Origin of the sequence: Lactobacillus gallinarum DSM 10532 = JCM 2011 (assembly GCF_001434975.1) — a bacterium.
GTDB lineage: Bacteria > Bacillota > Bacilli > Lactobacillales > Lactobacillaceae > Lactobacillus > Lactobacillus gallinarum.
The window spans coordinates 43370-58397 of the sequence record NZ_AZEL01000018.1 but is presented as its reverse complement, the minus strand read 5'-3'; the positions used below and the strand labels follow the sequence as shown (position 1 = coordinate 58397).

General features: G+C 36.9%; 13 protein-coding genes, 1 tRNA gene and 2 pseudogenes. 13 read left to right on the top strand and 3 right to left on the bottom strand.

What is annotated here, in order from left to right:
• Nucleotides 1-84 precede the first annotated feature (84 nt).
• From FC37_RS03275 to FC37_RS10955, 3 genes and pseudogenes are all read left to right on the top strand, one after another.
• A complete protein-coding gene (locus FC37_RS03275; RefSeq protein WP_051518997.1) occupies nt 85-645 on the top strand; it encodes an IS66 family transposase zinc-finger binding domain-containing protein in 561 nt (186 codons plus the stop codon).
• A 76-nt stretch (nt 646-721) separates the two neighbouring features.
• Nucleotides 722-880: pseudogene (locus FC37_RS03270) on the top strand (IS110 family transposase); the annotation flags it as partial.
• A pseudogene (locus FC37_RS10955) lies at nt 880-1113 on the top strand (transposase domain-containing protein); the annotation flags it as partial. The pseudogenes FC37_RS03270 and FC37_RS10955, both read left to right, overlap by 1 nt.
• Nucleotides 1114-1160: 47 nt before the next feature.
• Here the strand turns inward: FC37_RS10955 and FC37_RS03265 are convergent.
• On the bottom strand, nt 1161-3164 hold the full coding sequence (locus FC37_RS03265; protein ID WP_025005868.1) for a hypothetical protein: 2004 nt from the start codon (nt 3162-3164) through the stop codon (nt 1161-1163).
• Nucleotides 3165-3367: 203 nt separating this feature from the next.
• Here FC37_RS03265 and FC37_RS03260 point away from each other — a divergent pair, with 203 nt between their 5' ends.
• From FC37_RS03260 to FC37_RS03245, 4 genes are all read left to right on the top strand, one after another.
• Nucleotides 3368-3697, top strand: coding sequence for a hypothetical protein (locus tag FC37_RS03260; RefSeq protein WP_025005867.1), 330 nt, complete (start codon nt 3368-3370; stop codon nt 3695-3697).
• A gap of 71 nt (nt 3698-3768) precedes the next feature.
• Nucleotides 3769-4584, top strand: a complete 816-nt coding sequence (locus tag FC37_RS03255; protein WP_025005866.1) for a Cof-type HAD-IIB family hydrolase — start codon at nt 3769-3771, stop codon at nt 4582-4584.
• A gap of 327 nt (nt 4585-4911) precedes the next feature.
• On the top strand, nt 4912-6489 hold the full coding sequence (locus FC37_RS03250) for an ATP-binding cassette domain-containing protein (RefSeq protein WP_025005865.1): 1578 nt from the start codon (nt 4912-4914) through the stop codon (nt 6487-6489).
• A complete protein-coding gene (locus FC37_RS03245; protein WP_025005864.1) occupies nt 6489-8069 on the top strand; it encodes an ATP-binding cassette domain-containing protein in 1581 nt (526 codons plus the stop codon). Before FC37_RS03250 ends, FC37_RS03245 begins: the two co-directional genes overlap by 1 nt.
• Nucleotides 8070-8168: 99 nt before the next feature.
• On the opposite strand, the gene FC37_RS03240 is transcribed toward FC37_RS03245, so the two are convergent.
• Nucleotides 8169-8245: transfer RNA gene (locus FC37_RS03240), tRNA-Arg, on the bottom strand.
• A gap of 151 nt (nt 8246-8396) precedes the next feature.
• On the opposite strand from FC37_RS03240, the gene FC37_RS03235 reads away from it, so the two are divergent.
• From FC37_RS03235 to FC37_RS03210, 6 genes are all read left to right on the top strand, one after another.
• Nucleotides 8397-9293 carry an alpha/beta hydrolase gene (locus tag FC37_RS03235; RefSeq protein ID WP_025005863.1) on the top strand — a complete coding sequence of 299 codons (897 nt, stop codon included), beginning with the start codon at nt 8397-8399 and terminating at the stop codon, nt 9291-9293.
• A 1-nt stretch (nt 9294) separates the two neighbouring features.
• The gene (locus FC37_RS03230; RefSeq protein WP_025005862.1) at nt 9295-9651 is read left to right on the top strand and encodes an arsenate reductase family protein; all 357 of its coding nucleotides are present in this window, start codon (nt 9295-9297) and stop codon (nt 9649-9651) included.
• A gap of 173 nt (nt 9652-9824) precedes the next feature.
• The gene (locus FC37_RS03225; protein WP_056945481.1) at nt 9825-11018 is read left to right on the top strand and encodes a GH25 family lysozyme; all 1194 of its coding nucleotides are present in this window, start codon (nt 9825-9827) and stop codon (nt 11016-11018) included.
• A gap of 117 nt (nt 11019-11135) precedes the next feature.
• Nucleotides 11136-12932 carry a DUF2207 domain-containing protein gene (locus FC37_RS03220; protein ID WP_056945480.1) on the top strand — a complete coding sequence of 599 codons (1797 nt, stop codon included), beginning with the start codon at nt 11136-11138 and terminating at the stop codon, nt 12930-12932.
• 71 nt (nt 12933-13003) lie between these two features.
• Nucleotides 13004-13183, top strand: a complete 180-nt coding sequence (locus FC37_RS03215; RefSeq protein ID WP_003547962.1) for a 2-hydroxymuconate tautomerase — start codon at nt 13004-13006, stop codon at nt 13181-13183.
• A 66-nt stretch (nt 13184-13249) separates the two neighbouring features.
• The gene (locus tag FC37_RS03210) at nt 13250-13912 is read left to right on the top strand and encodes an HI_0552 family protein (RefSeq protein ID WP_025005861.1); all 663 of its coding nucleotides are present in this window, start codon (nt 13250-13252) and stop codon (nt 13910-13912) included.
• Between the two features lie 47 nt (nt 13913-13959).
• Here FC37_RS03210 and FC37_RS03205 read toward each other — a convergent pair whose 3' ends face one another.
• A complete protein-coding gene (locus FC37_RS03205; protein ID WP_338107498.1) occupies nt 13960-14988 on the bottom strand; it encodes a branched-chain amino acid aminotransferase in 1029 nt (342 codons plus the stop codon).
• Between the last annotated feature and the right edge of the window lie 40 nt (nt 14989-15028).

Sequence of the window (15028 nt, the reverse complement as noted above, 5' to 3'; positions counted from 1 at the left end):
ATTGATAGAATATCATAGAAATCTATCAACAGGATTTATCATAGAGCCATTTTTATGCCTACGAATCAAGGAGGGACAACAACCATGACCGACAAAGATACTTCAGCTTTAATCGAAACGCTCAAAGCAACTAACGAAGAGTTGCTCAAGCAGGTTGCCCTTCTCACTGAACAAGTTAGGCTGACGGTGAAGATGACGAGGACTTGCCCTCGCATTACCGAAATTATTACTTATAAGAGGCGCAAGCAGGTCGGCAGAAAGCAGGACATTTTAGCTTCTCTTCCAGGCGAGCAGGTTCATTACCGATTGGATGACTTTACCTGCCCGGACTGCCGCCACGAGCTGAAAGAGATCGGCGTCTTCTGCGCTAGACAAGAGCTGCTGTACGTTCCAGCCAAGGTCAAGAGAATCGACCACATCCAGCACTCTTACAAGTGCCAGCACTGCAGTGATGAAGCACCGGCTGACAAGATTATCAAGGCTCCTGCCTACCGACAAGAAAAGGACTTGCGGCGCATGGGCCTTCCGCTTGATCACAAGACGGCTTCCAATTGGCATATCAAAGTCTGTGAGTACTACCTTTTCAGCTTTATTCGCACCATTATTTTTAAGAAAATGTCTAAATTAAACGTTGATAATACTTGAATTAAAGTAGAAAAGTTAGATCTGATTGAATTGGGTGAAGGCAGCTCATCTCCAAGTAAAGCGGAGGTTTATTCTTATGGATTTATTGAAAACTGTTTTCGGTATTGACGTTAGCAGCCGAAAGTCTAACGTATGCATTATGGTTAATGGCCAAAAAGTTAATGACTATGCCATCTCCAACGATAGGGTAGGCTTCAATCGGCTGCTGGATGACCTCAAGCAGGTTACCAACCCGCTGAACGGGCAATCAAGACGCTAGTAATTGGGCGCAAGAACTGGTTATTCTCTCAGAGTTTTAACGGAGCCAAATCTTCAGCTATCATTCTTAGTTTGATTGAAACTGCAAAACGCAATGATTTAGATCCAGAAAAATATCTAAAATATTTGCTCTATAAATTACCCAATGAATCAACTCTGACAGACAAACCAAGTGTAGGCAAGCTGCATATAAATTTTGAATATAATTAACCCCATCTTATCACAAGCCAAGGTGGGGTTTTAAGATACTTCGGTTTTTAACGCTTACATTCCATCTTCATGATGGCCTTGACAGAGATGATTGCAGGCTGACCTGTAGTGTGGTCTTTAACTTGCAGCATCTTGTTAACCATCGTTTTTTCAGCAGCCGCCATGATTTCAGCGATTGCCTTATTGGCATCAGCTGCAACATAGTCATATTTTTCATCGGCAAAGGTAGAAATAATAATGATAGAGCTTGTAGCTGCTGGAGTAGATTTTTCAACTTTAGGTTGAGGTTGCGTAATTTGTGGCTTTGGCTCAGCTCTCTTGATGAACTTGATCGCTGGCTTCTTAGGTTCAGTTACTTCAGCTTTTTGCTTTTCTTTATTTTCAGCTTCAGCTTTTTCAATTACTTCATGCAGCGACTTATTAACCGGAATTTCACGCTTAGTGACCACACCAGTCTTATTTGGTAAAAGATCTTGCACAGTTTTACGTGCTTTAAACAGATCAAACACCTTTGGACCATAAATATTGATCGAACAATGCAGTCCGTTTAGTGGGAAAAATTCTTCTTGACGGATCCGAGTGTCGACTTCGCTACGATCCACGCCAGTCTTTTTCACGATATCATCCGTGGTATAAATTGGATAAATCTGCTTTAACTGCTCAATTGTCGTACTATCTTGAGCACCGATAACTTGTCTAAGCAGATTCCAAGCATCACTATCGTATCGTCTGGTTAATCCATTGCTGGTAACCGGTTTGATCAAGCCTTGCCTTCTTGCGTTGGCAACCAATTTTTGATCGATACTTAAATTGTTGGCTAATTCAAGCTCAGTTAAATTGGAAGTAGGGCGAATTGAATCGATCTCATGATCGATCTCTTCAGTATGGATCTGCTTAGCCAAAGCCCAGTTTTGGTAGTTGGCGATGTAAGTCGATTCGCCTTCTTCTGGGTGGCGCCACATAATGTAGCCCAAAAAGGCATTTGGATTAGATGGAAGCGGGATAAAATCATGCCTTGTAAGCAATTCAAAGTTGGTCACCATATTGAACGAATTGCTACTATTTGGTGCAGCTTCGCTATAGAAGCTGATTTGATCATCAGTGCGCAATTCACCTAGCTTCTTAATGTCGCCCACATAAGGCAAGGAATATCTAGCAAAGACCAAGCGACCGCTATCAATGACCGTGACGTCTTTAATCTCTAATTGCGGCATCTTGTGGGCGATGTTTGGAATCTTTACTGCACGGCTACGAACAACCGTAGCAGTGTATTTTTGCTTATTTTTGTCAATTAGTGGCAAAACATCGTCAGATTCGCCTTGTTGCAGATTTTGCAGACGCTGCTGGAACTTTTCATACCGACTTGGTTGGAACTTAGCATCGACATGCGCACCTATTGAAGCAAATTCAGCGAGATCTTTATTTATAAAGTTTTCACTATAATTCTTCTTCGTCAGATTATTGTTGCTTAATTCAACCACCCAAGAATCTTGTCTATCATAGGTGCTGACCAATGTTTCGGCTCTATTGGTGCCGATAAACATGCCAGCTTTTTTAATATAGGTAGCAGCCAAGCCATATTTACCTTGACCATATTGCTTAACTTGACTGATACCTTCGATATAGTCGCCGATTGCTAGCTGCTGGTTATGATGTTCAATGTATTTAATATTTTCGATATTGAGCCAAGCATGGTAATCGAGGATTTCGACTTTATCTGAGTAACAAGAAATTTTGTCAATTAATAATGAACCGTTGAGATTGGTTTTATTCGGCAAAGTTACATCCCCCAAGACGCCGATCCATTTGATCCAAGTGCCAGAGTCAAAGTAGGGCTTTAAGCGAATGTGGATGGAGTTGGGATGCATATATTTATTTAACTGCTCATCGATGACTTTATTGCGTTTGATATTAAAGGCCGATGCCTTATTTGCTGTTTTTAAATCATTTATTTTTACATAGCTAATATTTAATTGATCTTCTTTAAAGTGATTCTTCAACAGCTTATGCCTGTTTTGGTGCAGGAGCTTTTTTAAATTTTCTGGTTTCATAAAAATGCCTTCAATCTACATCTATATTAATAATGCTATCTTTCATTAGTACAAGTTAATCGCCTTCTTTTCCCTTTATTCCTAATTATAGTTGAATAAAAAATGTATAGAAAAGATGACACCTTTTGGGAAATCTTAATTACGGTTTTACCAAAATTTTAAAAATCTTGGACATAATAATCTCAAAAAATGGAGGGATAGATATGGGCTTTTGGCTATTTTACGTTTTGCCATTTTGCATTTCGTTTGTGTTGATGTTCATGGGCATTCATTTACTCAAAGATCGAGCAAAAATTGGCGCATATTTGGTGTACTTTTTAGCAGGAATTAATTGTGTGATTGCAGGCATTTTTGGTGTGTCTTATATTTATGCCTTTGTGCTTGAACTAGTTACGCCAAGTTCGCTTACTAAGTATGGTTGGATGGAATTTTGGAATGATAATGTGATCTTTGTCATTACCACAGTGATCTTGATTGCGATGAATGTACTAATTTGGCGTAGGAGCAGGAGGATGCAGTTGAAAATTAGATAAAATATTTGCCATGAGAGCGGCTTTAGATGATAAGATAAAACCTGTTGAAAAAATTTTTTGAGGTGAAGAGAATGACATTACCATTTAAAGCAGTCGCAGTTGACATGGATGGTACCTTTTTGGATGATCGTAAGCAATTTGATCATGAACAATTCGATCAACTTTTAACTGAATTTGAAAAGCGTGGAGCTCACTTTATCGTAGCTTCAGGTAGACCTTATGTCCGTTTAAAGCAAGACTTCAAGGGCTTTGCCGATAGAATGGATTTTGTAACCTTGAATGGTTCACGTTTGATTATCAAGGGTAAGGATGCCGCAAGTTACCCAATGAATAGAGCAGACGTTTTAGAACTGCTCGATGACGTTCAAGCTAAATACGGCAAGATGGCAACTATGGTCTTTCAAAAGGATATTGCATACTTACACAGTGAAATTAACAAGGATGAACGTGACTTCCTGGCATATTTTGCTGGTAATAGTGATGTGATTGATGACTGGAATGATTTGCCAGAAGATGATATTTATCAAATTACTTTTGGCATGGACAGTAAGCATGCAGCTGATGTTGAAGAAGCGTTTAACAAGAATCACGAAAATAAGATTTCGGCTTTTGCTTCAGCTACTTTTGCAATTGACGTTAATGTTAAGGGCGTAAGTAAGGGTAGTGGTCTTGAACGTTTGCTTGCCAAGATGGGCATGACCGGCAATGATTTGATCGCCTTTGGTGATGGCGGCAACGATATCCCAATGCTTGATTTTGCCAAGTATTCTTACGCTATGGCTAACGGTATGGACAAGGTTAAGAAACATGCCAAGTTTATTGCACCGGCCAATACCGAAAATGGTGTGTTTAGAGTATTGCAAAAGTACTTGGATGAAAATAAATAAAAATTATCTTGCAAAATTAAAAATAGATGATATAGTTTAATTAACTTATAGAAAAAGAGGATAATTGCTTTATGATTCGCTTATTGAATCTCTAATACTTGATTTGTTAATTAGAAAATGAACTAGTGACACTTTATTTAGTGTACCCATTTTTTGCAATCAGTATTAGCAGTAGGCGAATCTAAGGCGGTTCTTTATAAAATCGACCTTTATTTGTTGCACTGTTAATTCGAATGCGAATGACAGTGCTTTTTCTTTGCGATAAATCAGTTTAGGGATGTAAAACAGTTCGTCAATTTGTTGTAAAAGTAATAACGAGGAAAAATAATGGGTCTAAAAGATTATCTTAAAACAAACTATAGGCGTGCATTTTTAGTATTGTTTTTAATCACGCTCACACAAGCTACAACTACTTTTTATACGTACTTGACTAGTCCAGAACTTAATGCAATTTCACAAAGAAAATTTGCCTTATTTATTGAATTAATTGCTGTGCAATTTGTGTTTGGTCAAATCTGCAATTCAAGTTTTAACGTTGCAAATATTCAAAATACTAAGCAGACGCAGAATTTATTTCATCAGGTGCGTCAAAATATTGTTAAACATTATTATCGGAAACCAGAAAAAGTGGCTGATATGGAAAATCATCTGGGTAATGATTTGCAGATGATTCAGACAAGCTACTATGATGTTTATTTCTACTTTGCCTGTGATTTGATTTATATCGTCTTTACAATTGGAACTTTATTCACTTTTCACTGGATATTGGTGGCATATAGTCTTGTGATTTCGTTTTTCGCAATTGTAGTGCCTAGGTTATTAGAAAAATATACAAATAAGGCAACCGAAAAAGTATCTTCCAAGAATGCACAGTTTTTGAATTTAATCGAAAATTGGTTCAATGGACTTGAAGAACTTCGGAGATATAAAAATAAATCAATTTTGAAAAAGAAAATTGGTGAATCAAGTCATCAGCTTGAACAAAGCGAATATCAACGTGATAAGTCAATGATTTATGTAGGGATGGTTGCAGCCATTTTTGATGTTATGGGGCGTGTTGGTGTACCAGTAATTGCTGGAATTTTATTTTTCAATCATCAAGTGAGCTTAGGTGCAATTCTAACTGCTGGCTATTTTGCTAATGGGATCTTTTACAGTGTAAATAGTTGTGTAACTAAGTATATTCAGCTTAAATCAACTAAAACCTTGAGAGATCAGCTAGCCAAATTGCAAAAAATTGAAGCAGATAAGAAATATGATTCGATTGATGAAATTGCCTCAATTGAAGTAAAGAATTTGTCTGTTAAATATGAGCATGGTGAGAAGATTGCTTATCCTAATTTTGTCATTAACCGTGGTGAAAAAGTTCTACTTATAGGCGATAGCGGTACCGGTAAGTCTACTTTATTAAAAGTATTGTTAGGACAAATTAAGCTAAGCAGTGGTGAGGTAATTTATAAGAATAAAAATGATGAGCTTATTCATCCAGATTTTAATCAAATAGGCTATCTAGCACAGGATTTAACGATGTTTGACGCATCAATTTTGGAGAATATCACAATGTTTAATTCAAAATTGAACGATCGTGTTAATTCTGCAGTTGAAGCAAATGCTTTTGTTCATGATGAAGAAAAACTAAAGGATGGATTAGCTACTGAAATTGAAGTAAAGCATAATTTGCTTTCAGGCGGACAGCAACAAAAAGTCGTCTTAATGCGGGCAATGGTTCATGAAAAGTCAATTTTATATTTAGATGAAGCAACTAGTGCGATTGATCAAAAGGGTGCGACGAAGATTTTACGTAATTTAACGCAGGGCAAAGAAACACTTTTGATGATTGCACACAACTTGAGTGAAGAGCAAAGGGCGTTGTTTGATCGTGAAATTCACTTGGAGGGTAAATAATGAGCTGGAAAGAATTGTTCAAATTAAATCCGTGGAGTTTTAGCATTGCACTTTTACTTCAAATGGCCGGTGCAGCAGGTGAAATTGGGGTAGCTTACTTTTTAACGCTGCAATTTAATGCAGTACGTAATCGCAACTTACAGATGTTCATCTTTTGGACCGTTTTGCAGATTGTCTGTTACGTTTTAGTCTATCTTTTTTATAATGTTGCGGGAATTATCTGGCAAAAGCACGTGCAAAGGTATCTTCATTTGATTAGGCAAGAATTGACGGATCATTATTTTGAAGATGGTAAGAGTCATCATGCGGGCAGCGTGCAGAACAGAATGACTAATGATTTAACGTTGCTACACAATGATTATCTAAACTCATTTCGTTATGTGGCAGGGATGCTCGTTAGCGTGTTTAGCGTAGCCCTTACACTGTTTACATTTCAATGGAGCTTACTTCTTGCGTGTTTAATTTTTGCGGCAGTGCAGATTTATTTGCCTAAACTGATGGATAAGCAATTACAGAAGGTTACCAGTCTAGTATCTGATGCAAATAAAAAGTATCTGAAGACATTGGGTGATTGGCTCATTGGTCTTTCAGAACTGCGCAGATATTTAGCAGGACAAAAGTTGTTTGACGTGATTGCTAAGAGTTCAGGTAAATTGGAAAATGCTAACGTTGAAAAACAAAAGGTAGATCAAAAACTGGACTATTTAAATCAATTGGCTTATTCAGTTGGGGATGCATTGATTTTCCTGTTAACTGGATTTTTGGTGGTTAATAATTGGGCTGCTTTTGGTTTAATTGCAAGCATTGGTAACTTTAGTTCAGCAATGTTTGCTTCGCTTCAAGGAATAGCTGATTATGGCGGTCGAATGAAGGCGACTAAGGATTTGCGTAAGCAAATTTTACAGGCCAGGAAAAAGATCATTGATGAAAAATCGGTTGATTTGAAACAGCCAGTGTCGTTTTCAACTAAAGGTTTAGCTATCAAATTTAAGAACGGTGAAGAAGTAGCTTTCCCTGATATTCAAGTTAATGCTGGTGAAAAGGTCTTACTTACTGGTGACTCTGGTTCTGGTAAGAGTACTTTATTTAAGTTGATTTTAGGCGAAGAAAAAGCCACTCATGGTGAAATTGAATACTTTGATGAGAGTGGGAAAGTAGTTAAGCCAGATTTAGCCGAAATTGGTTATTTGCCACAATCTCCAGTGCTGTTCCCAGCGACGATTGCCGAGAATATTACGATGTTTAATGATAAACTAGAACAATTTGTTTCTGGAGCAATTAACGATGTGCAGCTAGCTAGTGACGTATCGAAGTTTCCAGATGGAATTGAAACAGAAATTGATTTGAATAAATTAAACGTTTCAGGTGGTCAAAGGCAAAAAATAGTTTTAGCTCGTAGTAAGGTTCATGATAGTAAGCTAATCTTGATTGATGAAGGAACAAGTGCAATTGACCAAACTGCAACAATGAGAATTTTGAAACGATTAGTTAAAACCGATGCCACGATTGTGTTTATCGCACATAATTTTAATGATGAGATGCAGAAGATCTTTGATCATGAAATCTGTTTAACTAGATAAAAAAATGCCGACAATCAATGCGTAAAGCAAAGATTATCGGCATTTTTCTTTGGCCTATTTTTTGCAACAAAAAAGCAACGCCCACAAGCGTTGCTACTTTGGTGATCCGGGTGAGATTCGAACCCACGACCCACAGTTTAGAAGACTGTTGCTCTATCCAGCTGAGCTACCAGACCATCTGTATGTTTGTATGTCCTCAACAGAACATAAACTATTATAGGGAATATCTATTTAAAATGCAAGGATTTTTTTGAAAAAATTTATTCTTTTGTTTTCAAAGCAAGTATAATGAATTTGTGATCAATAATAATAGAAAAGAGAAGCAATATGGAACTTTCACAGAGACTTGAAAAATTTGTCGCAGAATATCGAGCGGGATGCAAGAAGAGCGACGATGAACGTGATAAAGACTTGCCTCATGATATTCCCGAAGTTGAACGAATTGATGATTTGTCTTACGGTCCGGATAAGTGGCATACATTAGATGTTTATCTACCTAAAAAAGCTGACAAGCCTTTCCCTGTAATTATTAATATCCACGGTGGTGGCTGGGTTTATGGTACTAAAGAAACCTATCAATATTATGGTATGGGCTTAGCTAAACGTGGTTTTGCCTTTGTTAACCCTAATTATCGTCTTGCTCCAGAAAATGCTGAATTTCCTGATGAGTTGGACGATGTCGACCGCTACATGCACTGGGTCGATGACCATGCAGAAGAATATCGTTTAGATAGAAATAATGTCTTTATTGTTGGCGACAGTGCCGGTGGTCAAATGGCTGAACAATATGTAACGATTTTAACTAATCCAGATTATGCTAAATTGTTCCCATATAAGCCACTTAACTTAAAATTTAGAGCAGTCGGGCTTAACTGCGCTGCTTCATTCGTTTTAACGCCAGAAAGCCTTGAAGGTCTTGAAAGTCTTTACTTTACTCCAGAGTCAGTAAATAAGCACCGCGAGCAACTTGACGTTGAAAAATACATTGATTCCAATTTCTTACCAACATTTTTAATTACTTCTAATGAAGATTTCTTGCATGATATGCAATTTACTTTGTTCGGTTTCTTGCTAGGTCGCGGTGTACATGCAATTTGTAAATCCTACGGCGATAAAGATCATCCTCGCCACCACGTCTTTTTCGTAAATCAAAAAGATGAAATAGCTGATATTGCTAATGATGAAGAAATTGAATTCTTTAGAGAACATATGAAGAAGGATTAATATGATTAAATTTTATGGCTATAAACGTTGTTCTACTTCAAAGAAAGCTCAAAAATGGTTAGACGATCATGGTGTAAAATATGAATTCCAAGATTTAGTTGAAGAGCCACCTAAAAAAGAAGACTTGATTAAGTGGATGAATAAGTACCAAGATCGCGGTTTGAGATACTTTTTCAATACATCTGGTCAACATTACCGCCAGCAAAAACTGAAGGATAAGATTCCTGATATGACGATTGAAGAAGCTGCCGAGATGATGTCTAAAGATGGTAAGTTGATTAAGCGTCCACTTGTCGTTGATGATGATCATTTGACCTGCGGTTTTAAAGAAAATATTTATGAAGAAACTTGGCTGTAAATCTACTAGCTTTGTATGATACAAAATTATGACAAAAATTAAGCTAACCTTACATCTAAAGCGAATCTATTGACTAAAATCTCAAACGAGCTTATTCTAAGTTTGATTTCGTATTATTAAGAAGATCAACAAGTGTGAATTTGAATTTTTTCACATAGTGGAGGAAAAGAAGATTGACTACAACCAAAAAATTAATTATTAAATTGGCATGTGCAACCGTATTAGGAACTGCAGGAGTAGCAGTAACTAAAATTAATCGACCACAAATTACTGTTCAAGCATCAACTACATCTGTTGCCGCACGTTCACTTGGTGTGGACGTTGCCAGTTACCAAAATGCTGACTTATCAAGTCATGCTCAAGCAGGTTCACAATTTGCTATTGTTAAGGTAAGTGAAGGAACCTCTTATCGTAATCCCAAGGCTTCAAGCCAAATTTCTACAGCTATTTCTAACAACATGATGCCAATGGCATACCACTTTGCTACTTTTAGTTCTAACTCAAGTGCTGCCGTAGCAGAAGCAAACTATGCTGTTAAGGCAGCGCAAGCATTTGGTTTGCCAAAGGGTTCATATATTGCTTGTGACTATGAAACTGGCCAAGGCAACAACATTTATGGTGGTAAGACGCCAACTGCTAACGCAATCATTGCATTCATGGACACAATTAAGGCAGCTGGTTACCAACCACTTCTTTACGCAAGTTCATCTGTTTTGCAAAACAACATTGATACCAGCAGCGTACTTGCTAAGTACCCTAACTCATTATGGGTAGCTTCATATGCTATTTCAGGTAGAATTGATAATCCTAACTTTAATTACTTCCCATCAATGGACGGTGTATCAATTTGGCAATTTACTGATAACTGGCGTGGCCTAAACGTTGACGGTAATGTTGCAGTTCTTCCATTGTCAATTGATGGAAATGTAACTTCAAACAATGGTGCTATTTCTCAAGCTCCAAGTAAGCCTACTGCTAGTTCAAAACCAGCTAACAATGAACCAACAACTACTGGCTACATTATGAAGAAGTCATACGTTTACAATGAGAAGGGTGAACGTGTAAGTGGTTCATATGCTGCGTATACCAATATTAATTATTATGGTGGAGCAACTAAGCTTGATAATGGTAAGACCGCTATTAGAGTTGGCACAGACCGTTACATTATGGCAAGCAATGTTTTAGGTAACTCTCGTGTCTTAAAGCATAATGCTTATGTTTATAAGAATAATGGTTATTCTCGTGCTAGCTGGCGTGTATTAAGAAAAGGCACTCCAATTAAGACATATGGTTCAAAATTCTACATTAATGGTAAGAGCTATTACCGTATTGGTAAAAACATGTATGTTAAGTGTGGTAACTTTTAATTAATAAAAAATAAATAGAAGCGCAAGTGAATTCGTTTATCAGAATTTGCTTGCGCTTTTTTGTGTTGGTAAGATATGATTATTTCAAATAAATTGGAAAAAGTAAGGAGGGAAATAATGAAAAAGAAACTTCTAAACTTAATAGGAATACTTAGTTTAATAAGTATTTTTGTAATTTGGACTCAACCTGTAAAGGCTGATGTTGATTATGACATTACTGATATGAATGTTACTGCTAAGGTTAATCGTGATGGTTCAGTTATGATCCATCGAAAGATATATTATGATTTTGACAGCGATGCACATGGCGTTTTTTATCGACAAAATTTAACGCAAAAACAGCAAATTAAGGATATTCAAGTAAAGGTAAATAATCAACCGGTGGTTGCTACAAATAACGAGAAAAATAATACTTATCAATTAACCAAGGAAGATAATTCCTATAGGTTTAAGGTTTTTCATCGAATTTCGGAAGATAGCCGGATTAAAGTTGAATACTCTTATAAAATTTTAAATTTAATCACTAATTATAAAGATACTGCTGAATTAAATTTTAAAATTATTGGGAATGGTTGGGATACCGACATTGATCATGCTCAAGCTACAGTTGTTTTTCCTGAACCGGTAAAAGGGCTAAAAGCATGGGCTCATGGCTCGTTAGATGGCTATACTCAAGTTTTGCCACAAAAGGGTAAAGTCATTATGAAAGCAGACGGCGTAGCAGGTGATGTTGGAATCGAAGTGCATGCGATTTTCCCTACCGCTGTCACAGCAGCAAATAAAAATTTTGTTGATCAGAATAAAAAAGCAGCGATTGAAAAGCAAGAGGCACAACTAGCCAAAGAAGCTAATGAAAGAAGAAAAAGAAAATCATACTTTGGTTGGGGCTTAGCCTTTGTTTCTTTGATTAGTGGGTTAGCAGTTATTATCAAGGGATTCTTTGGTAAAAAATTAGGTTTTAAACCTAAAAAGGAGCGGGATCTTGCTCATAATTATGAAATTCCTAATGTGGATCCAGTAACTGCCCAGGTTTTAGATAATGCTGCCTGGCCAGATACAAAGGCATTTACAGCATATTTAATGCAACTTGCTGGTAAAAAGAAAATTAAAATTGAGGAGTTTAAGACAAAGCACTTAAAGAAGACCAATTATCGAATTTCTGTTGTAGATGAAAGTATCTTAGATGATGATTTGTTATACTTTCTCTTTAAACAGGTAGGAGATGGAAAATCTTTTACAACCAAGGGATTAAGGAATTATACTTCCAGAAAATTAGGCAAAAAATTCGATAGCTGGTGCAAGAAAAGATATAAACAGACCGAAAAAGATGGATTTTTAGATCATGGATTAAAAATGGTTAGAAGTCACTATCGTAGTCTAGTTATCATAGGAATTATGATTAGTATTGCTGCCTGGGCGATTGCAATATTCCAACTTGGTTCATCTACAGCCAGTGTTGTTGGTGGTGGAATTTTACTAATTATCATTGAATTTATCGCTTTCTTTATCGGCAATAATAAGATTAGTCTGTATACAAAAAAAGGCGCGCTTGAAACTGATCAAGTGCGTGGATTTGAAAAGATGCTAGATGACATTGGCAAATTTAAAATGAAAGATGTCGGTGACCTGATTTTATGGGAAGATATTATGCCATACGCGGTTGCCTTTGGTTTGTCGAAAAAAGTTTTAAAGCAATTAAGACTTGAATTCTCTGAAGATGAATTGAATGCGACTGGCTTCATCGTTGGCAGTTCTTTCTATAGTACGGGTAGTGATGGCTTTGAAAGAAACTTTACTAGTAGTTTTTCTGAAGGTGTATCTTATGGTTCGTCGTCCTCATCTGGCGGCAGTGGCGGCTTTTCCGGTGGCTCCTCCGGCGGTGTAGGTGGCGGCAGCGGCGGAGGTGCTTTTTAATCGGAGAATTTTAGAAACAAAACGATGAAAAAACTTGTATAATTAAAGGAAAAAAGAAAGAAGGATGAATTATGCCATTTGTACACATTGAATTAATTAAAGGTCGTTCTGACGAACAAATTACTAACTTAATGAAGGATGTTACTGAAGCCGTTCATAAAAATACAGGCGCTCCTAAGGAACATATTCATGTCATTATTAATGAATTAGGTAAGCATTCATACGGTCAAGGCGGAGAATGGAGGGCTTAATAATTTGAAGATAATCTTTTGCATCGGCGAAAGATTATTTTTTCGTTTTAGGATTAGGGGATAAATATGACGCAATTAACTGATGAAATGTTTCAAATTTTTGATCAACCAGAATTTTCTTTTAAGAAGATCAAAATGCAGCACACTGAAGCAGAAGTAGCAGAATTAAAGGACAAATTTAAAGGCGTATGGCAAACTTGGAAGGCTGTTAATCAGGTTGTAGCAAAAAAATTGCCAGCGGGCGAATTTGCTAAAGTTCATGTAGAGAGCTGGACTAATGGTTGGAATTTGCGCGATCATTACTGGGCTTCATATCGTTTGCAAGACTTAGCAGATGCTAATCCTTGTATTGGCGTAATGCTGGATAAGAAACAATTGCAAGTATATTTGATGTTTCAGCATTATAAGAGTGAAAAAAGAAGAATGGCTCCTGAACAATATAATAAATTATTGGCTGACATTCCTAGTTGGAGTAAGCAAATTGATTTGCAAGACTGGTATATTTGGAATGGCGAAATGTCTTCTGAATTTGATAAGCATACAAAATTAAATGATTATTTAAAGCAAAGCGATATTCAGACACAATTTAAATCAGATCTCAAAGATGCAACGTTTTTGATAGGGAAATTTATTTTTAGAGATCAGCAACATGATGTTAATATGGAAGACTTTATTACACAGGCAATTATGGACTTGGCGCCATTGTATGAAAATTTGGATAAAAAATAAGGACTTACTTCGATAAAATATCGAGATAAATCCTTGATAAAATTAATTTAACTTAACTTAACTATCCAATTATATTTGTCTTCTAAATCGCCGACTTGGATGCCAAATAACGTATCATAAAGTTTTTGTGTAATTGGGCCTACTTTGGTTTCGTCACCGAAGGCATGCTTTTTACCTTGGTAGGTAAGTGAGCCGACTGGTGAAATAACTGCGGCCGTTCCCATTGCACCTGCTTCAACGAAGCGATCAACATCATCGATTGGAATTTTTGTTTCAATTGGATTAAGTCCAAGCTCTTCCGCAATCTTTAAAATTGAACGCTTAGTAATAGATGGCAAGATAGAATCTGATTTAGGTGTTTGGAATTGACCATCTTTAGTAATACCGAAGAAATTGGCACCACCAAATTCATCAATGTATTTGTGTTCTTTAGGATCCAAATAAAGAGCATCCGCAAATCCATTTTTCTTGGCAATTAATGATGGCATTAAGCTGCTGGCATAATTACCGGCAGTTTTTGCTTGGCCAGTACCGGCTGGAGCTGCACGGTCGTAATCGCTGACCTCATAAGGCATTGGCTTAAGTCCTTTAATATAAGCTCCGACTGGAGTGGCATAAATTCTAAATTGATAAGTTTCAGATGGTGACACGCCGACAATTGGCTGCATCCCCATCATGAATGGGCGAATATAGAGCGTTCCGCCAGAACCATAAGGAGGAACAAAGTCTTGGTTAGCTTTAACAACCTCCTTAACGGCTTTAATAAATTCGTATTCAGGATAAGGCTCCATTAATAGTCGTTTTGCAGAGTTAGCCATTCTTTTAGCATTTTGTTCAGGTCTAAATAAATTAATGCCATCATCTTTTCTGCGATAAGCTTTAAGTCCTTCAAAGACCTCTTGGCCATAGTGCAGTTCTTCAGCTGCTTCATTAAAGGTAATTGATGAGTCTTGGGTTAAGTGGCCGCCTTGCCATTTACCATCTTTAAATTCATCAACCCAGCGATAAGGCAAATCGTGATACTTAAAGCCGAGTTTATTCCAGTCTAAGTCTTCGGGATGAGTTTTAGCCATAATTGTCCTCCTCGTTGTCTCAATATCATTTTTATTAGATTAT